Below are 19150 nucleotides of genomic sequence, written 5' to 3'. Positions count from 1 at the left end.
AACAATCTGCAATACGGCAGTACCCGCATTATATGATTTTTCCGGCCCGAAATGCCTGTTCCTCAGGACTTAAGACATACCAGATCAGATGATCTGAGCGCGGCGATTTTCCTATAATAATTGTCGCTTACTATTATATTTAACAATATTTGTGTAAATTCGAAGCCAGTTCACCTATTACATTGGACTCAAAGAGCTTTATGAGAAATAGAATCTATGCTTTCTCTGGTTTTATGCTGCTAAACCTGTCTGTCGCTATACAAGGACATACCCAGACCAATATTGAACTATTTGGTCAGAACAGGATTCAGGGGAAAAGTTTCAACTGGAAGTATTACGAAACCACCCGCTTCAAAGTATACCATTATGACCGGGCAGGCACCGACCTGGCCAGGTATGTTGCAGAACAGCTGGAACAGGACCTTAGCGCCATTGAAAAGCAAATGGGCAATCTTTTTCCAGGCCAGTTAAATGTAATGGTGTACAATAGCTATGACGATTTTCAGCAGACGAATATCGGGCTTACATCCAACAATAATATACATAATAATACCGCAGGCCGGGTAAACCTGGTAGATGATAAGCTTGTTATCTACTTTACCGGCAAGCACAGCGACCTCAAGCATCAGCTGCGCTCGGCCCTGTCCGGCATTATATTGGCCAAGACTACTTTTGGCGATAACCTGATTGATGCCTTAAAGAATTCCCTGATCCTGGACCTGCCCAAATGGTTTACAGAGGGATACCTGGATTATGTGGTAGATGGCTGGGACACCCGCTCTAATAATGAATGGAAAACGCTGGTGAACACAGGCAAGCGGGTAAAATTTGAAGAATTGGCCCGTAAATACCCTCAACTCTCCGGCAAAGCGTTCTGGAAATACCTGATTGATAAATACGGTACTAAAGAGGTGCAGGACTTTATCTTCCTTACCCAGAACGATACAAAGATCAATAAGGCGGTTAAAGCACTGACGGGGATGAAGATCGTACCGAACTTTGACTCACTGGTCGCTTATTACCAGGCTGCATACACTGCCGATCTGCAATTACAGACCGACGTTACAGCAGAGGCGGCTTTGCTGAATATCGAGAACAACGATGATCAGCGCAGGATCTCTAATGTAAAAGTATCGCCCCGCGGTTATGACGTGGCCTATGTTTCCTGGAAGAATGGTATGTATGATGTATACCTGGAAAGCACCCGCACGATAGAAGGCGCCAAAACAAAACTGAAATCAAATATTGTCAGCGGCGGATACATCAATCATAACGAAAGTGATGACCCGGACTACCCTATCCTGGCCTGGAGCAATACCGGCTATAAACTGGGTATTGTATATAAAAAATACGGAATAATCTATCTGAAGGTTTATGATGCGGTTAAGGCGAAGATCGACATGTTCCGCATCTCCAGCCAGAAGTTTGACCGGGTTCTCAGCTTCACTTTTATGGAGGATGATGATATGATCATTATGTCTGCGATCAAAAACGGACAAAGTGATCTGTTTGAATACCGCCTGAAAAGAGGCCGTGTCAACCAGTTGACCAATGATGTATATGATGACCTGGAACCGAACTTTGTAAGCGGGGGCTCCCGTAAAGGTATTGTTTTCCTCTCCAATCGTCCGGAGCCATTCATTAATATCCAACCCTTACCGAACGAATTGCCTACGGGCAACCTGAAAGGGTACTTTTATAATGCTACGACACAGAGCTATGAGCTGATGCCCCTCACGCCTAATGAACAGGCCGAGGTGCGCCAGATCATTCCATACGGACAGGATAACTTTGCTTACCTGACCAATGCAAATGGTATCATTAACCGAAACGTTATTTCCTTTACCAGAGATGAGCGTAATCGCGATGTTGCCTATAGCATTCCTGCTACTGATGGTAATTACAATATCATGTACCAGCAGTATAACCCTGCCAGTAAGAGCATTGCAGATGTAATCAAGACGCCTGATGGTGTTAAAGTATACTTCCGCAGCATAGAACTGCCTTCACCATTCGGCGATCTGCGTCCTGCTAACAGAACCCAGTCAAGCCTGGTAGAGGAACCATTCCTGAGCAATACCAAGAGTAATGTAATCATTAAAGACAACCGCAGCAGCAATGCCGGCAGTAAGAGAGACCGTCAGTCCAGCCACAACAAAGAAGTTGCAGCTGATGGCCTGAATATACAGGAAGGCAATAACCTGCAAAGCCGTTTCAATAACAGGAGAAGGAGATCGAATACTCAATATCAAAGTGGCGCAGACAGCAGTGCAGTAACCAATCCTGTACGTCCTGAATCCAGCGAATTTGCACAGAAACTGGCCGGTGGCAGCAGCACTGTCGTTACTGATACGCAAAAGCAGAAGCATATTGTGTATGTCGACAGTACCTATATCAAACTCAAATCCAGACAATACAAGCCAAGTTTCAAAACAGACTTTTACAGCCTGCGATTGGACAATAATATTCTCTTTACCCGTTATCAGAATTTTACAGGAACCCTTACTACCCCATCTCTGGGCGGTATGATTTCGGCGAGCGTATATGATAAGATGGAAAACTACCGCTTTACAGGTGGTATGCGCATTCCTCTGGGCATAAACGGTTCTGCCTATTTCGTGCAGTTCGACAACTTCAAACGCAGAGTAGACTGGGGCTTCACTTATTACCGTGAGGCTAAAAACCAGCAGGTAAACCTGGTGGCAACCACTTCTGCAGGACGGGAGATCTTTACACTGCCGATCAAACCAATGGTTAATATTATCCAGGGCTATGCCAATTATCCGCTGGACAAAACGAAAAGTATACGCCTGAACCTTGGGCTGAGACAGGATCGTACTATTTTAAGAACGGTAAACCCGATCAGTACTGTTATTCCGGACGAAGATAAATACTACATCACCTCAAGAGCGGAATATGTGCATGATGACACCAGGGCTATTCTGCCGAATATCTATGATGGTCTGCGCATGAAATTATTTGCAGAATACCTGTATAAATTTCATGACGATAACGTGTACACGACCAGTGAACAGCCTCGTCCGAAATCAGGTGGGTTTTATAATTTCGGATTTGATATCCGTTATTACAAACCGGTATATAAAAACATGATCTTCGCGGTACGTACTGCAGGTGCGCACTCCGGCGGAAATGAAAAGATATTGTATATGCTGGGCGGTGTAGATAATGCCCTCAATGCCAAGCTGGACAACTACCCTATTCCATCAAGCCAGTTTGCATTCCAGAGCCTGGCAACCAGTATGAGGGGCTATAACCAGAATGCACGTAATGGCAATACTTATATGGTAGTCAGTGCAGAATTAAGAATGCCGGTATTTGAAACATTGTTCCGTAAGCCGGTACAGGCCAGCATCTGGAAGAATCTGCAAGCAATCGCCTTTGTAGATGCCGGTAGTGCATGGCAGTACTTACTTCCTAGCCGCGATGACCAACGCAGCAGAGCCGCAACTTTTATTTCTCCCAACAATCCTAACTCACCGGGTAATATAACCCTTACCATCAATAATGCGGGTAATAACTCTGTAGGATTAGGTTATGGCTTAGGACTGAGAACTATGGTGTACGGCTACTTTGTACGATTTGACGGTGCCATGAACCTGGACAATAAATTTACCTACCATCTGGCACTGGGATTTGATTTCTAAAATTTCTAAGTACTATACATAAAAAAGGAGCGATATCATATCGCTCCTTTTTTATGTATAAGTAGGTATTATTATAAAATCCCTTTCAGTTCGCTGAGGCAGGATATCTCGAAAGTAGGTTGCTCATTATGCACCACTTGTTCCGGATTGAAATATACCTGGTCCATACCAAATGACTGTGCACCCAGCACATCTGCTTCCAGACTGTCTCCGATCATGATCGAGCTCTCTTTATCAGCCATCGCAAGCGATAAGGCATAGGTAAAGATAGGCGCATGCGGTTTCAGGCTATTGCTCGTTTCCGAAGTGATGACATGAGAAAAATAATTACCAATGCCGGTAGCATTCAGCTTCTTCCATTGTGTATCTTCAAACCCATTTGTGATCAGGTTCATATCGTACGACTTCTCCTTACAATAGTCCAGTATCTCTAATGCATGCGGGAATAGGCTTTGCTGGTAAGGCAGCATATCCATATACACTGCGCTTAAGTCTCTGGCAAGCCGCTCATCGCCGATCTTAAATTCAATCAGGGTAAGCCACATACGCTTCCACTTCAGATCTTCTCTGCCGATAAAGCCATTGCGGTAACGGGCCCAGAGCCTGTCGTTATGTGCTTTGAACCGCTGATGAAAAGAAGTCAGAGAATCGACTCCGCGATCAGCCAGATTATGCTCATGATAGATATGCTCCAGTGTATTAAAGGAGTTCTGCTCAAAATCCCAGAGGGTATGATCCAGGTCGAAGAATATCGTTTTATATCCCATGTAGTTATGTGGTCTAGTGAATGATCTCCATGATGGTTCTGAAAGAGATAAATGCATTGCCGAAACGCTGATGTCCTAACTCTCTCAGGCGATCATCCTGTTCACTCATAAAAGTATCATAGTTCTCCGTAGTGTCACAGTAAAATTGTGTTACGTACATTAAGCCTTCTTCATCATCATTATCTTTCAGCTTGCAGAAACGGTACTCGCCAAACAAACCAGTTGCCATCATTTCTTTGATCCATGTTTCTTTCATCCATTGCAGCCATTCCTTTTCAATCTCGTGCATTACCTTAGTTGTAATATTCAGTATCAGCATTCTTTTTTTTCGCGCAAAGATAAGCATTAGTTGCCTGATGCCTGTGTGATAAAAACCATGCAGCATACAGGCTTACCTGTATGCTGCATGGGCATATTGTTTCTTTACTTTCGATCAGCTTATTGGATCGAAATTTCGATCTGTGCTGGTTTTACCGGCTCTTTCTTAGGCAATGCAATGCGCAGGATGCCATTCTCATAGCTGGCATTAATTTTCGTTGCATCTACTTTCTCTCCCAGTGTAAAGCTTCTTTTAAAAGAGCGGATACCGAATTCACTTCTCAGTAATTTACCGGTAGTATCTTTAGCAGGCTCATGCTTTTCATAAGAGATGGTCAGCATATTATCCACTACATTCAACTTGATATCTTCTTTTGCCACGCCTGCCGCCATTACTTCAATATAGAAGCTGTTGTCCTGCTCAGAAATATTTACAGGAGGTTGCATTGTTGCCTGTCCGTGATCATCTCTGAATACATTATTGAATCTTCCATCAAACATAGAATCGATTAATTCACCAAAGTTTTTTACCGGGTTTGCATTTACTGTTTTCATAATTATCTTGTTTTTTAATGTTTTAAATAATGAAGTATACAGGGTCTAGAACAAGTATAATACCAACAATAAAAACAAGACATTTTGACACTTAAATTAATCAACTAGAGACAAAATGTCCGAATAAGGGTACAAAATTGCATTTCATCCTGTCAAAACCTAAATAATCGGTTAAAAAAATTGCCCATTTCCCCAAAAAACATTTCATAATTCCATTTATTTTTATGAAATTTGCAGTACTTACGATGGGTTAGTAAGTAAAGTTCGAAGGGCTGTTGTTTAATTACAACAGCCTTTTTTTATGCCCGAATCCTAGTCCGGAACACCGCTATTCTACAGCTGTATAAAGATGCAGCAATTAAAATTCTAGCCCGTATCTTTACCTGATATACGCTTATCAACACTATGACCTGGCTTTACTGGACGATCGCTATACTATTCGGACTGCTGCTTGCAGTGCTGACCTACAGAAAAGATAAACATAAAGACATTCCCGTAAAATGGCTGCCCGCTACGCTGCGTTTTTTCATCGGCAGTATGACCGCTTTATTGTTACTCGCTCCGGCATTTCCCGGGCTGAGCAATAGCGAAGAGCGACCGCACATTATATGGCTGCAGGACATATCATCTTCTACACAACAATCATTAGGACAATACGCCGGCAGCTTCAAACAGAAAGAACAGAAAGTTATCGAGCAACTCTCTGCAAAGTACACTGTAAACACCTACGGCTTCGGCAACAGGCTGATCAAGGACAGTATTTATACTTACACAGAAAAGGCAACCGATATTGCCACTGCACTTACCGATATTGCTAACCAGAACCAGGACAAAAATATTGGAGCGATCATCATCGCATCAGACGGGATATATAACCAGGGCGCTAATCCTGCATTTGTACAATTGCCCAATCCCATACCGGTATATACCATTGCACTGGGCGACAGCACTACTCCTAAAGATGCGCGCATAGAAGCCATACACGCCAATAAGATCGCTACATTAAACAGCACTATAGAAATATTTGCCGATATCGTCATTACCGGACTGGATGGCACACAAGCCAATATCACCCTAAGTCAGAATAATAAATCGATCGCCACACAAACAGTAAGCATACATAATAACAGCTACACCGGTAGCATCAGCTTCAGCACTACTGCACAGCCTGCAGGTGTACAACGATACACCATCAGCATCGCACCTATTACAGGAGAACGCAACCTGCAGAACAATAGCCTATCTACGATCATTGAAGTCACAGAGAAGAAAGGTCGTATTTTATTACTGGCTGCTGCTCCGCATCCCGACATTGCTACGATACATACTGCACTGAAAAATTCCGGACAATATACCGTAGACCTTTCCACCAACGGCAGTATACCCGGCGATCTAAACAGCTACCAGGCAGCGATCGCATACCAGTACTACCCTGCCTCAGGCTTGGGTGATCTTCCGGTATGGTACATACTAGGCACACAAAACAATGCAGATATTTTAAGAAAGGTCAATGCACTGACCGGCAATCTGAATCCGGCGGCACGTGCCCTGAACCCTGCATTAAATGCGGGATTCAACCTGTACACCTTGCCGGCAACCGCAAGACAAAGCATTCCTAAAATGCCTCCGCTTAATGGTGTGGGGCTTACTTTGAAATCAGGCAATAACAGCATCATCAATGATGCCAGCGGCAGCAGTATATGGAGCTACCACCAAGGTAATCCATCTTACAGCATCCTGAACGGAGAGGGTTTATGGAGATGGAATATATATGAATACAAGAACTTCCACAACCAGCAAACCACTACAGAACTGGTACGCCAGACGATCAACTTTTTACAGGCAGCAAAAGATGATAAACCTTTCAGACTGATCCTTCCGAAGAACAACCTCACGGACAATGAGCCATTGATTATACTGGCAGAATTACGTAACCCTAATGGCACATTGAATAACGTTCCTGAAGCGACACTCAGCCTGAAAAACCTGAGCAATACACTGACCTACAATTTCGAAAAAGCAGGCAACAGCTATCGCATCAATGCAGGGCTGCTGGCCGCAGGCACTTATAATCTTACTGCAAAAGTAAGCCTGAACGGGAAGACATATGAAGACGTTGCCTTATGCTATGTCTCCGACATTCCCCTGGAAGCCTTACGCACACAGGCCGACTATCCGCTGATGCACCAACTGGCCCGCCAGCATGGAGGTGCATTCTTTACCCAATACAATTTTGAAAAACTAACCGATAGCCTGCTGGCGAACCAGCAGATACAAACAAAGATCCATAGCAGAATAGAAGACAAACCTCTGGTCGATTACAAATGGCTGTTCTTCCTGATCATTGCCCTTGCCGCTACTGAATGGTTCCTTAGAAAACTTTGGGGCATGACGGCTTAACAAACCAATTGCACCTTATCTTTACAATAAACAAAAAAACATAGCGAAAATGAACATTGAGCAACTGTTTAAAAATAACCGAGAGTGGATCGAAAATAAACTCCGCAGCGACTCTCAGTATTTCGAAAAGCTGGCTGCCGGCCAGCAACCTAAAATATTATATATCGGCTGTTCCGATAGTCGTGTAACCGTAGAAGAGATCCTGGGACTGGAACCAGGAGAAGCATTTGTACACCGCAATGTAGCCAACCTGGTCAACAATGTGGACCTGAATGTAATGTCGGTAATCAACTACGCACTGGACCACCTGAATGTAGACCATGTAGTGATTTGCGGCCACTACAATTGTGGCGGTGTAAAAGCGGCTATGCAATCGGTAGACCTGGGCATATTAAACCCATGGCTGCGCAACATTCGTGATGTGTATCGTATGCACATGGACGAACTGAATGCGATCAGCGATGAAGCGAAGCGTTATGACCGCCTGGTAGAACTGAATGTGGAAGAACAATGCGTAAACGTTCTGAAGACAGCAGCAGTACAACGTGGCGTACGCAACCGTGGCGTTACCGTTCATGGCTGGGTGTTTGACCTGCGCAATGGTATGGTAAAAGACCTGCAAATTGACTTCCATACCAAACTGGAAAAGATCAGAGAGATCTTCCGACTGGACTAATGTATCCGGACTGTATACATAAATAATAAAGGTGCTGCGATGCAGCACCTTTATTATTTATGTATCTCAACATTTGGTTATTGTCCTATCACTTCTTTGGCAAATCGCTGTTTCAGATAATTAGTATTAAACAGTTTCAATAATTGCTCATACTGATCTGCATCGATCACCTTTGGCTTTAATACACGCGCAGCTTCATAACGAGAAGATTGCGAGGAGAATGTTGAAGCTGTTATCCAAACCTGCTGCGTAGTGAAACAGTAGTTCTTACCGTACTTCATTATATAAGCCAGACGCGTTTCCTCGTCCGTCCGGTTTTTCAGCTGTTGCATAAAATTATCAAATGCAACTTCTGTCATTGCCTCAGCACAATTAGCCGATCCCGAGCGGTTTGGCTTAGCAGGAACCTCTGCCACTACCGGCACATCAGCATTAGTATTATTATTTTCCCTTTCCTCTTCTCTTCTGTTCCTCCTGCGGTTATTATTTTCATTTTGGGCAGCCTCTTGTTTTTGCTGCATTTCAAAACTCAGAAAGCGTTCATCTTTATCTTTCGGTGCCGGAACCTGTTCCTTTACCACTACCGGTGCAGTCGCTTCCACCTCCGGTTCTGTAACAACCACCTCTTCTTCCTTAACCGGTTTCTCTTTCTTAGGCTTTACAACCTTAGGCTTTTTCTGTGGCTTCTCTGAAGGGAAGTCAGGCAAAGCATCGCCTGTAGCCTGCTCCGGCGCTGTTGTCGGTACAGCCGCAACCGGCGTATTGCCTGCTACCAGTTCCTGCAGATCCTTATTCGGATCTGTCATGATATCATCTTCCAGCTTATTGCCGGCAGTAACATAATGCCCGCTGTTCAAGTCATACAAGGCAAACTTTGTATTATCTATCTTTTTCAGCACAAAAGCGCGCTGGCTGGACTCAGGAATATTCAGGATAAACTTCTGGGTAGGGTATGCATTTTGCTGAAACAAAACATCCAGGTGCAGAGGACCCGGTGCAAGGCCGTTGAGAATAACAAAATTCTTACTGTAACGTGCCTGCATCTCTCCCTCCATCTTAATGTAGATCGGGGTCTGTTTATCTCCCTGTATATATACAAAGGCATCATTCTTATCCTGGGCCAGGAGCAAACCCTGACTCAGTAACATGCTGCCGAACAGTAATAATTTTTTCATTCCGGTATTTTATGCCAGTTCAATCAATACTTCTCCCTTCTCTACAGCCTGGCGTTCTTCAATCTTAATGGCTTTGACTACGGCATCGCCGGGAGCTTTAAATACATTTTCCATTTTCATGGCTTCCAGGATCAGCACAGGCTCACCCTTCTTGATCGCTTGTCCTTCGGTAACCAGTACTTTCAGGATCAGACCAGGCATAGGTGCCTTGATCGGTTCTACCTTCTGCATTTTAGATACATCCAGACCCATTTTGGCCAGCAACTGATCAATCGGTTCCTGAATCTTGATTTCATACAGGTTATTATTCACCCGTATACTCATTGTTTTCTTGGTGCGGTCTACCGCTTCCACACTGGCCACATAACTTTTGTTATCGGCGATGATGGTAAAACTGCCGTTAGCAAGTGCTACGGCATCCCAGTTAACCGGTTGATTATTGATCTTGATTTCGTCCTGCTCTATAGAAACCTCACGCGACGCTGTCTCGGAGAATTGGATGTTGTACATATACTGTCTTGCAAAAATTAAAAACTACACAAAAGTAAGTTATTCTGCCATTCCCGCAAACAACAAGACTTTTTACTTTGCCGTAATAATTTTACTTTTGATGTCTTCATTAAAACCACTATCCAAAAAACTATGGACATTCAAACCCAAAAGAAAGAGCCCATGTTTGCTACTGATAATATTAAAGCCCTGGATGCACTGGATCGTGCACATATGATCGCTTTTGCACCTTATGTATGGGAAGCCTCGAAGCTGCTGATCGAAAAAGGTGTATTGACTGTTGTAGACCAGAGTGGTGCCAATGGAATCACACTGGAAGAGATCGTACCACAAACCGAGTTATCGCACTATGCGGTAAGGGTATTGCTGGAAGCAGGACTGGGCATAGGCCTGGTATATCGTAAAGAAGATCGCTTTATACTGGCCAAAACGGGTTATTTCCTGTTGAAAAACGAAATGACCCGTGTCAACTATGAGTTTATGAGGGATGTATGTGCCGAAGGTGCAAGCTCTCTGGAAGCTTCTTTGCAGAATGAGAAACCAGAAGGCCTTAAAGTATTTGGCGACTGGAGTACTTTATATGAAGGACTGTCTGTGTTCCCGGAACCGGCAAAAGGCAGCTGGCTGGCATTTGATCACTATTATTCCGACAATACATTTGATGTAGCGCTGGACATGGTATTTGCCTCCAACCCTAAAAAGATCCTTGACATTGGTGGCAATACCGGTAAATGGTCGCTGCAAAGCCTGCAACATAATCCGCAGGTAGAAATGGGTATTGTAGACCTGCCGGGCCAACTGGCTATGGCGGAAAAGAATATAGATGCAGCCGGATTCAAAGGCCGTGTACAATATTATAACCACAATGTGCTGGACAATAGCCTGAGCCTGCCGGAAGGATATGACATCATCTGGATGAGCCAGTTCCTGGACTGCTTTTCAGATGCAGAGATCATCGGTATCCTGAAGAAATGCCACAAGGCAGCAGGACCGGAAACACGCATTTTCATCAACGAAACCTTCTGGGACAGACAAAAATTCGAGACCTCAGCATTTGCGCTGCAAATGACTTCATTATACTTTACCACTATGGCAAACGGCAACAGCCAGATGTATGATAGTGCGGTATTTTATAAACTGATCGATGAGGCTGGTTTTGACATCATCGCAACCAATGATAATATCGGTTTGAGCCATACAATACTCGAACTTCGTAAGAAATAATTTTCTCCATTTCTGTAGAACAAAACAAATTATTAGAAATGATACAAACCGACGTACTGGTTATCGGTGCCGGACCTGCAGGTACAGTTGCAGCCTCTATTATAAAGAATGCAGGATACAATGTTGAGATTGTAGAAAAAATGCAGTTTCCCCGTTTTGTAATCGGCGAGAGCTTACTGCCCCGCTGCCTGGAAGCATTGGAGGAAGCGGGTTTCATGCCGGCGCTGAAAGAAAAGCAGTTTCAGGAGAAATGGGGTGCCAAATTTGTTAAAGATGGGGCCATATGTGACTTCACCTTTAACGAACAGCATTCAGATGGTTATAAGTATGCCTGGCAGATGCCCCGTGCTGATTTTGACAGCACCCTGGCAGATGAGTGTGAGCGCAAAGGCATACCGGTACATTACCTGAGCGAAGTGATCGATATCAAGATCGACGAGCAGGGACACAGCATTACAACGATTCAGAAAGAAGATGGCACTACCTTCCAGGTAGCGGCTAAATTTATAGTGGATGGCAGCGGCTATGGCCGCGTGATCCCGCGTATGTTCAACCTGGACAAACCGGCACAGCTGCCTACCCGCAAAACGATATTCTGCCATATGGAAGATCCGCGCAGGATGACGGTAGAGGAGCCGAACCGCATCGTGATCTATGCACAGGATACTGATTGCTGGATCTGGACTATTCCTTTTGCAACCGGCGTAACCTCTGTAGGCTTTGTGGCCCTGCCTGAGTATTTTGACCAATACGGCAGCGATGAAGATATCGTAACAAAATTCAGGAAAATGATCGAGGCAGAACCTAATCTGCGCGAGCGTTTCAGAGATGTGGAATGGAAATTTGAACCGCGTATCCTCCAAGGCTGGAGTGCGACCTCCACCACATTCTTCGGAAAAGGATTCGTGCTGACGGGCAATGTAACTGAATTCCTGGACCCGATCTTCTCTTCAGGCGTAACCCTGGCTACGGTATCTTCTCAGAAAGCGGCTAACCTGGTGATCAAACACCTGAAAGGCGAAAACGTAGACTGGGAAAATGAGTATATGAGATATATGGAGAAAGGTGTAGATGTATTCCGTACCTATGTAAAATCATGGTACACCGGCGACCTGTACAAAATCTTCTTTGCAGACAATAAGAACCAGGATGTGAAAGCCCAGATCTGTTCTGTGCTGGCCGGTTATGTGTGGGATGATACCAATCCTTTCGTTAAAAATCATGAGCGCTCGGTAAGTGCATTAGTCAACTTCCTCGAGCATAATAAATAATCGTCAATGTTGTATATCCATCATGTCGTTTCACTAAGTAAAGATGCGCTCATTGCAGACGGGCAGGTATTGCACCAGCTGCAGGGCGATAGCTTTAGTGAAACGATCACAACATTATACCGCAGTCTGGGCATCAGCTATCCTAAATTCTTTAAGATGGACCTCCTGTCCAAAGCTGCCTTTCTCGCTACGGAAGTACTGGTGCAAACCCTGGGTGATATCGAAGATAAAGACCGGGTGGCTACAGTATTAACCACCAGCAACGGCTGTATGGATGTGGATGAGAAGTTTGAAGCTTCCCGTACAGAACTGGCTTCCCCTGCCCTGTTTGTCTATACATTACCCAATATTATGCTGGGTGAAATCTGTATACGCAACCAGTTTAAAGGAGAGCAGATGTGCACCCTTTCTGAGCAGTTAGATATTCCCTTCACTGCATTTTACGTTACCGACTTATTACAACAGCGCAATACATCTGCCTGTCTCTGCGGCTTTGCCGAGGCTTATGGAGATCAGCTGGATGTACGCCTGATCTGGGTCTCAGCCGAACCTAAAGGGGAACCGTTTACCCCTGAACAATTAAGTCGTATCTTCAACTGATGGACACTTTAGCACAATACCAGGCTATATATGATATCGTACGGCTTATCCCGTATGGCAGAGTATGCAGTTATGGTGTTATCGCAAAATGTGTCGGTTACGGCTGTACCGCCCGCATTGTAGGCCGTGCCATGTTCAACAGCCATAACCTGCCCGATGTACCCGCACACCGTGTGGTCAACAGTGCCGGTAAACTGACCGGTCGTTTTCATTTTGACACCCCTACGGAGATGGAAGATCGCCTGAAAGCAGAGGGAATTTCTATAAAAAATGATAAAATTGTAGATTTTCGCACTGTTTTCTGGGATCCGGACACCCTTGCGGCAGAGTTTTAAGAAAACGATAGTATTTGCCTCTGTACCTTTATATCAGTTTTCAAAGGTGCGGCAATGGACTACTTTCGGATTGATATGATAACACAGACTTTCGGGCGGATTTACCTCTACGTGAAACATCGTAATCCCGTCAAAAGGCGAAAAATTTTAATTGAAGAATACAACGGATCTTATCACGTAGTAGGCAGGGAGGCTATACTCTGGACCTCTGCCCTATTCCTCGTGATCGTGGTGCTGATAGCGGTTATCATGACGGTTTCCACTACACTGGAGACGTATGCAGAATAATGTTTACTATCTTGCAGCATAACAAGGGCATCAAATGAACATTAAACACGGCATTCTGTCTACGCTTGCAGGCATACTTCTCAGCACTTTTAGTTTTGCACAACAACATACAAAGGATTACCTGGGCATCAAAGGCCCGGTACAGCTTGCAGCCATATCTTATCAACTCGTATGGTCTTCCCACCCTATGGCTAACTATTTCAAACAGGAATACCTGCCTAAGGGCGATACCCTGGAGCATTTCAAAAAACTGGTTCTTGTTGAGGTACTTATCGGACCTAAGAGCATAAAAAGTGCCGTGGCAAAGAAAATTGCAGAACTGGACAAGCTCAAGGAAACAAACCCGATAGTAAAATATGAAGTCTTTGAAAAAGACGGAGAAATCATTCTGGACTTCCTGCTTTGCGAACTGACACCAGACGGAGAACACCTGGAGATGATGGAACGCAATGTGTACCGGTATAAAAGCACTAAAGATGCTGCAGGTAAAGACATCATCGTGCTTTTTGCAGCCAGCGAAAGGGCCTACGGTGACGATATTATGCCCTTCCTGCAAAAGCTGAAGGTGCAGAGGGAATTACTGTTCAATGCAGTCGGTGCCTATCCCATTCCGGCCATAAACATTAAGGAATAGTGTTCTGCCAAAAACGTTATAGTTTACCTAAACAATTTCCCCGAAAGTAGATTTCTTCCTATCTTTGATGCATTATGTTTCTGAAGATATTAATTTTTTTAATCGTAATCAGCCTTATCGCACGTTTCGTGCTGCGTTTCTTACTGCCTATAATGCAGGTAACCCGTGCTGCCCGACAGCAGATGCAGGATATGCAGCAGCATATGAATGCGATGAACAACCAGCGTGCCGAAAAGCAAAAGCCCAATCAAAGACTGGATGGTGAATTTATTGATTACGAAGAAGTCAAATAGCACTCACCCACCTTTTTTATAGCAGATTTGCCCGGCCCCTGAGCCGGGCATTTTTATATCCTGCATAAATTATCTCCCATTATTTTATCAGCTAGGCTGCATTAGGTATATTTGCAGCGTTATGTAACATTTTATAACAAAACATTACCATGAGCGAAGAACGTTCTCTGAATTTTATAGAAGAAATTATTGAAAAAGACCTGGAAGCCGGAACCCACGAAGGCCGTGTACACACACGCTTCCCACCCGAGCCTAACGGTTATTTACATATAGGTCATGCCAAATCGATCTGCCTGAACTTTGGCCTGGCTAAAAAATATAACGGCAAGTGCAACCTGCGCTTCGACGATACCAACCCTGTAACCGAAGATACCGAGTATGTAGAGAGCATCATGAATGATGTGCGCTGGCTGGGCTTCGACTGGGATGAACTGCATTATACCTCCGACTATTTCGATCAATTACATGACTTTGCGGTAGACCTGATCAAAAAAGGACTGGCTTATGTAGACGATTCTACCTCGGAAGAGATCGCTGCCACAAAAGGCAATATTGACCGTCCGGGTACGAACAGCCCATTCCGCGACAGAACGGTTGCTGAAAACCTGCAACTGTTTACGGAAATGCGGGAAGGTAAATATGCCGATGGTGAGAAAGTATTGCGTGCCAAAATAGATATGGCGCATCCGAATATGCTGCTGCGCGATCCGATCATTTACCGGATCAAACATGCACATCACCACCGTACCGGTGATAAATGGTGCATCTATCCGATGTATGATTTTGCACACGGACAAAGTGATAGTATTGAAAAGATTACTCACTCGATCTGTACCCTGGAGTTTATCCACCACAGACCATTATATGACTGGTGTATTGATAAGCTGGGAATCTTCCCTTCACATCAATACGAGTTTGCCCGCCTGAACCTGAATTATACGGTGATGAGCAAGCGTAAACTGCTGCAACTGGTAAACGAAAAACAAGTGAATGGCTGGAACGATCCGCGTATGCCTACCATCAGTGGTATGCGCCGCAGAGGATATACACCGGAGAGCATTCGCAAGTTTGCAGAAACCATCGGTGTGGCGAAGCGTGAAAACCTGATCGACATAGGCCTGCTGGAATTCTGTGTGCGCGAGCACCTGAATAAAGTAGCCCTGCGCCGTATGGCAGTACTGGACCCGATCAAACTGATCATCACCAATTATCCGGAAGGACAAACCGAGACACTGAGTGCAGAGAATAACCCTGAGGATGAAAACGGCGGTCACCGTCCGATCAGCTTCAGTAATACTTTATGGATCGAGCGTGATGACTTTATGGAGAACCCTCCGGCCAAGTACTTCCGCCTGGGCGTAGGACTGAAATCCCGCCTGAAGCATGCGTATATCGTGGAATGTACCGGTTTCAAAAAAGACGAAAACGGAAATGTAACGGAAATATATTGTACTTATTTCCCGGAAAGCAAGAGCGGTAGCGATACCAGCGGCATTAAGGTAAAAGGTACCATGCACTGGGTAGATGCCAACACTGCAGAGACTGCGGAGATTCGCCTATATGACCGCCTGTTCAAGGTGGAAAACCCGGCTACTGAAGAAGGAGATTTTAAAGATTATATCAATACAGATTCTTTAAGCACAATCTCTAAAGCTTATATCGAACCGGCACTGAAAGATGCTACCCTTGCGGACCGTTTCCAGTTCCTGCGTATCGGTTATTTTGCTTTAGATACAGACAGTACTGCTGACCATATCGTGTTCAACAAAACAGTAGGTCTGAAAGACAGCTGGAGCAAAGAACAAAAGAAAGGATAAACCTGATTATGAATACACCGATTGAAGGAAGCCCAGCTTGCTTCAATCGGTAATACATCTACAGACAAATATGAAGTATGCATTAGTTACCGGAGGCTCAAGAGGCATAGGACGCGCAGTTTGCGTAGCCCTGGCGCAATTGGGTTACCCGGTGATCATCAATTACAAAGGGAATGTAACCGCAGCTGAAGAGACTGCGGAACTGGTAAAGGCTGCCGGACAGGAAGCTGTTTTATTACCCTTCGATGTAGCGAAAAAAGAAGACGTAACCGCTGCTCTGGGTGGCTGGATAGAAGCTAATAAAGGCAATACCATAGAAGTACTGGTCAATAATGCAGGCATCCGTAATGATGTGCTCATGGCCTTTATGGAAGATGAGCAATGGCGCTCGGTACTGGATACCAGCCTCGAAGGTATGTACAATGTAACCCGTACGATTATGCAACCTTTGCTGATGAACCGTTTCGGCCGCATCATCAATATTGTATCGCTGAGCGGGCTGAAAGGTATGCCGGGACAGGTGAACTATTCTGCAGCTAAAGCAGGCATCATTGGTGCGACCAAGGCTTTGGCACAGGAGATTGCTAAGCGTAATATTACGGTTAATGCGATTGCTCCAGGCTTCGTTGCTTCGGATATGACCAGCGACCTGAATGAAAAAGAACTGTCTGCCATGATTCCGATGAACCGTTTCGGTAAACCGGAGGAAGTGGCGGCACTGGTAAAATTCCTGGCGTCTAAAGATGCAGGATACATTACCGGTCAGGTAATCTCCATCAACGGTGGGTTGTATACCTAAACTGATTTGTCTTTAATACTATAAAATAATTTTACAACATATTATAATGTATCGTTCGCACAATTGCGGGGAACTCCGCGCTACACATATCAATGAGGAAGTAAGCCTGAGCGGCTGGGTGCAGATCGCCCGTAAATTCGGAAGCATCACTTTCGTAGACCTGCGTGACCGTTATGGTATCACCCAGCTATACTTTAATGAGGCCATGACTGCACAGCTGAACGAGAACCCACTGGGCCGCGAATACGTGATCCAGGCAAAAGGCAAGGTGATCGAGCGCAGCAGCAAGAACCCTAAATTACCAACCGGTGATATTGAAATTGAAGTAACGGAATATACCATCCTGAACAAATCTGCGGTACCGCCATTCACCATCGAAGAAGAAACTGATGGTGGTGACGAGCTGCGTATGAAATACCGCTACCTGGATCTGCGTCGCCCTACCCTGCGCCGTAACCTGGAGCTGCGTTACCAGGTAAACCGTGCTGCCCGTAACTACCTGCATGAGCAAGGATTTATGGATATCGAAACACCATTCCTGATCAAATCTACCCCGGAAGGTGCCCGTGACTTCATCGTACCATCACGTATGAACGAAGGTCAGTTTTATGCCCTGCCGCAAAGCCCGCAGACCTTTAAGCAATTGCTGATGGTGAGCGGTTATGATAAATACTACCAGGTGGTAAAATGTTTCCGTGATGAGGATCTGCGTGCAGACCGCCAGCCGGAATTTACCCAGATCGACTGTGAAATGAGCTTCGTAGAACAGGAAGATATCCTGCAAACCTTCGAAGGCATGTTCAAGCATATCTTTAAAGAAATTAAAGGACTGGAGATCAACGATGCATTTCCGCGCATGACCTGGCACGAATCTATGCGTGACTATGGTAATGACAAGCCGGATATCCGTTTCGGAATGAAGATCCAGAACCTGAAAGTCAGCAATACCGTACATTGTGAAGCCCTGAACGGTGTAGACTTCAAGGTAACTAATGAGGCGGAAAGTATCTTAGCCATCTGCGTGCCTAATGGTGCAGAGTATACGCGTAAACAAACTGATGAACTGACGGAGTGGGTTAAACGCCCACAGATCGGCATGACCGGGTTGTTGTTCATCAAATGTAATACCGACGGTACTTATAAGAGTTCTGTTGACAAATTCTTCGACGAAGATCGTCAGAAAGCGATTGCAGAATCCTGTGGCGCTCAGGCAGGAGATATCATCCTGATGCTGGCCGGCGGTGAAGACCGTACCCGTGCCGCTATGGCCACCCTGCGCCTGGAAATGGGCGAAAGACTGGGTCTGCGCAATCCGGAAGAGTTTGCTCCGCTGTGGGTTTTAGACTTCCCGTTGTTTGAACATAACGAAGAAGATAACCGCTGGTATGCCAAGCACCATCCGTTCACCGCACCGAAACCAGAGCATATTGAACTGATGAACGATCAGAGCCGTTTTGGCGAGATCAATGCCAATGCCTACGATATCGTACTGAACGGTACGGAGATCGGTGGTGGCTCTATCCGTATCTATCAGAGAGAATTGCAGGAGAAAATGTTTGCCGCTTTAGGCATGAGCAAAGAAGAAAGCCAGGAGCAATTTGGCTTCTTATTAGGTGCCTTCGAGTACGGTGCGCCTCCACACGGCGGACTGGCATTCGGTTTCGACCGTCTGTGTGCCCTGCTGGGTGGTGAAGAAAGCATCCGTGATTTTATTGCTTTCCCTAAAAACAACTCCGGACGTGATGTGATGCTGGATGCTCCGGCACATGTAGAGCCTAAGCAACTGGATGAACTGAAATTGAAGGTAAATCTGTAAGGAAATA

The 19150-nt window shown here is 45.0% G+C and carries 18 protein-coding genes; 13 read left to right on the top strand and 5 right to left on the bottom strand.

What is annotated here, in order from left to right; translation table 11 throughout:
- The first annotated feature begins 200 nt into the window (after nucleotides 1–200).
- Nucleotides 201–3665: a BamA/TamA family outer membrane protein gene (locus tag FTD44_RS14360; RefSeq protein ID WP_222167086.1), complete on the top strand. Its 3465-nt coding sequence runs from the start codon at nucleotides 201–203 to the stop codon at nucleotides 3663–3665.
- Nucleotides 3666–3736: 71 nt separating this feature from the next.
- Here FTD44_RS14360 and FTD44_RS14355 read toward each other — a convergent pair whose 3' ends face one another.
- The 3 genes from FTD44_RS14355 to FTD44_RS14345 form a co-directional block, all read right to left on the bottom strand.
- Nucleotides 3737–4432: a YjjG family noncanonical pyrimidine nucleotidase gene (locus FTD44_RS14355; protein ID WP_222167085.1), complete on the bottom strand. Its 696-nt coding sequence runs from the start codon at nucleotides 4430–4432 to the stop codon at nucleotides 3737–3739.
- A gap of 13 nt (nucleotides 4433–4445) precedes the next feature.
- Nucleotides 4446–4751, bottom strand: a complete 306-nt coding sequence (locus tag FTD44_RS14350; protein ID WP_222167084.1) for a DUF4286 family protein — start codon at nucleotides 4749–4751, stop codon at nucleotides 4446–4448.
- Nucleotides 4752–4870: 119 nt separating this feature from the next.
- Nucleotides 4871–5305, bottom strand: coding sequence for an Hsp20/alpha crystallin family protein (locus FTD44_RS14345; protein WP_222167083.1), 435 nt, complete (start codon nucleotides 5303–5305; stop codon nucleotides 4871–4873).
- Nucleotides 5306–5710: 405 nt separating this feature from the next.
- Here FTD44_RS14345 and FTD44_RS14340 point away from each other — a divergent pair, with 405 nt between their 5' ends.
- Both FTD44_RS14340 and FTD44_RS14335 read left to right on the top strand, forming a co-directional pair.
- Nucleotides 5711–7705, top strand: coding sequence for a hypothetical protein (locus FTD44_RS14340; protein ID WP_222167082.1), 1995 nt, complete (start codon nucleotides 5711–5713; stop codon nucleotides 7703–7705).
- 49 nt (nucleotides 7706–7754) lie between these two features.
- Nucleotides 7755–8381, top strand: a complete 627-nt coding sequence (locus FTD44_RS14335) for a carbonic anhydrase (RefSeq protein ID WP_222167081.1) — start codon at nucleotides 7755–7757, stop codon at nucleotides 8379–8381.
- 77 nt (nucleotides 8382–8458) lie between these two features.
- Here the strand turns inward: FTD44_RS14335 and FTD44_RS14330 are convergent, their stop codons facing one another.
- Nucleotides 8459–9556 carry a DUF4476 domain-containing protein gene (locus FTD44_RS14330; protein WP_222167080.1) on the bottom strand — a complete coding sequence of 366 codons (1098 nt, stop codon included), beginning with the start codon at nucleotides 9554–9556 and terminating at the stop codon, nucleotides 8459–8461.
- 9 nt (nucleotides 9557–9565) lie between these two features.
- Nucleotides 9566–10066, bottom strand: coding sequence for a biotin/lipoyl-containing protein (locus tag FTD44_RS14325; protein WP_222167079.1), 501 nt, complete (start codon nucleotides 10064–10066; stop codon nucleotides 9566–9568).
- A gap of 132 nt (nucleotides 10067–10198) precedes the next feature.
- Here FTD44_RS14325 and FTD44_RS14320 point away from each other — a divergent pair, with 132 nt between their 5' ends.
- The 10 genes from FTD44_RS14320 (at nucleotide 10199) to aspS (ending at nucleotide 19143) form a co-directional block, all read left to right on the top strand.
- Nucleotides 10199–11290 carry a class I SAM-dependent methyltransferase gene (locus tag FTD44_RS14320; protein ID WP_222167078.1) on the top strand — a complete coding sequence of 364 codons (1092 nt, stop codon included), beginning with the start codon at nucleotides 10199–10201 and terminating at the stop codon, nucleotides 11288–11290.
- A gap of 38 nt (nucleotides 11291–11328) precedes the next feature.
- Nucleotides 11329–12561, top strand: a complete 1233-nt coding sequence (locus FTD44_RS14315) for an NAD(P)/FAD-dependent oxidoreductase (RefSeq protein ID WP_222167077.1) — start codon at nucleotides 11329–11331, stop codon at nucleotides 12559–12561.
- A gap of 6 nt (nucleotides 12562–12567) precedes the next feature.
- Nucleotides 12568–13161 carry a hypothetical protein gene (locus FTD44_RS14310; RefSeq protein ID WP_222167076.1) on the top strand — a complete coding sequence of 198 codons (594 nt, stop codon included), beginning with the start codon at nucleotides 12568–12570 and terminating at the stop codon, nucleotides 13159–13161.
- Nucleotides 13161–13496 carry an MGMT family protein gene (locus tag FTD44_RS14305; protein WP_222167075.1) on the top strand — a complete coding sequence of 112 codons (336 nt, stop codon included), beginning with the start codon at nucleotides 13161–13163 and terminating at the stop codon, nucleotides 13494–13496. The genes FTD44_RS14310 and FTD44_RS14305 overlap by 1 nt, the downstream gene beginning before the upstream one ends.
- A 111-nt stretch (nucleotides 13497–13607) precedes the next feature.
- The gene (locus FTD44_RS14300) at nucleotides 13608–13784 is read left to right on the top strand and encodes a hypothetical protein (RefSeq protein WP_222167074.1); all 177 of its coding nucleotides are present in this window, start codon (nucleotides 13608–13610) and stop codon (nucleotides 13782–13784) included.
- Between the two features lie 34 nt (nucleotides 13785–13818).
- Nucleotides 13819–14418, top strand: coding sequence for a hypothetical protein (locus tag FTD44_RS14295; RefSeq protein ID WP_222167073.1), 600 nt, complete (start codon nucleotides 13819–13821; stop codon nucleotides 14416–14418).
- A gap of 74 nt (nucleotides 14419–14492) precedes the next feature.
- Nucleotides 14493–14711 (top strand): hypothetical protein, encoded by a 219-nt coding sequence (locus FTD44_RS14290; protein WP_129019533.1) that lies wholly within the window; start codon nucleotides 14493–14495, stop codon nucleotides 14709–14711.
- Nucleotides 14712–14860: 149 nt separating this feature from the next.
- Nucleotides 14861–16528: a glutamine--tRNA ligase/YqeY domain fusion protein gene (locus FTD44_RS14285; protein WP_222167072.1), complete on the top strand. Its 1668-nt coding sequence runs from the start codon at nucleotides 14861–14863 to the stop codon at nucleotides 16526–16528.
- Between the two features lie 70 nt (nucleotides 16529–16598).
- Complete coding sequence (gene fabG, locus FTD44_RS14280) at nucleotides 16599–17327, top strand: 3-oxoacyl-ACP reductase FabG (protein WP_222167071.1); 729 nt, start codon at nucleotides 16599–16601, stop codon at nucleotides 17325–17327.
- Between the two features lie 46 nt (nucleotides 17328–17373).
- Nucleotides 17374–19143 carry an aspartate--tRNA ligase gene (gene aspS / locus FTD44_RS14275; protein WP_222167070.1) on the top strand — a complete coding sequence of 590 codons (1770 nt, stop codon included), beginning with the start codon at nucleotides 17374–17376 and terminating at the stop codon, nucleotides 19141–19143.
- Nucleotides 19144–19150: the final 7 nt, after the last annotated feature.

The sequence above is a fragment of the Edaphocola aurantiacus genome (assembly GCF_019797745.1).
Lineage (GTDB): Bacteria > Bacteroidota > Bacteroidia > Chitinophagales > Chitinophagaceae > Edaphocola > Edaphocola aurantiacus.
Note: the sequence above shows the minus strand (reverse complement) of the source record. Positions and strands in the feature narration are given on the sequence as shown.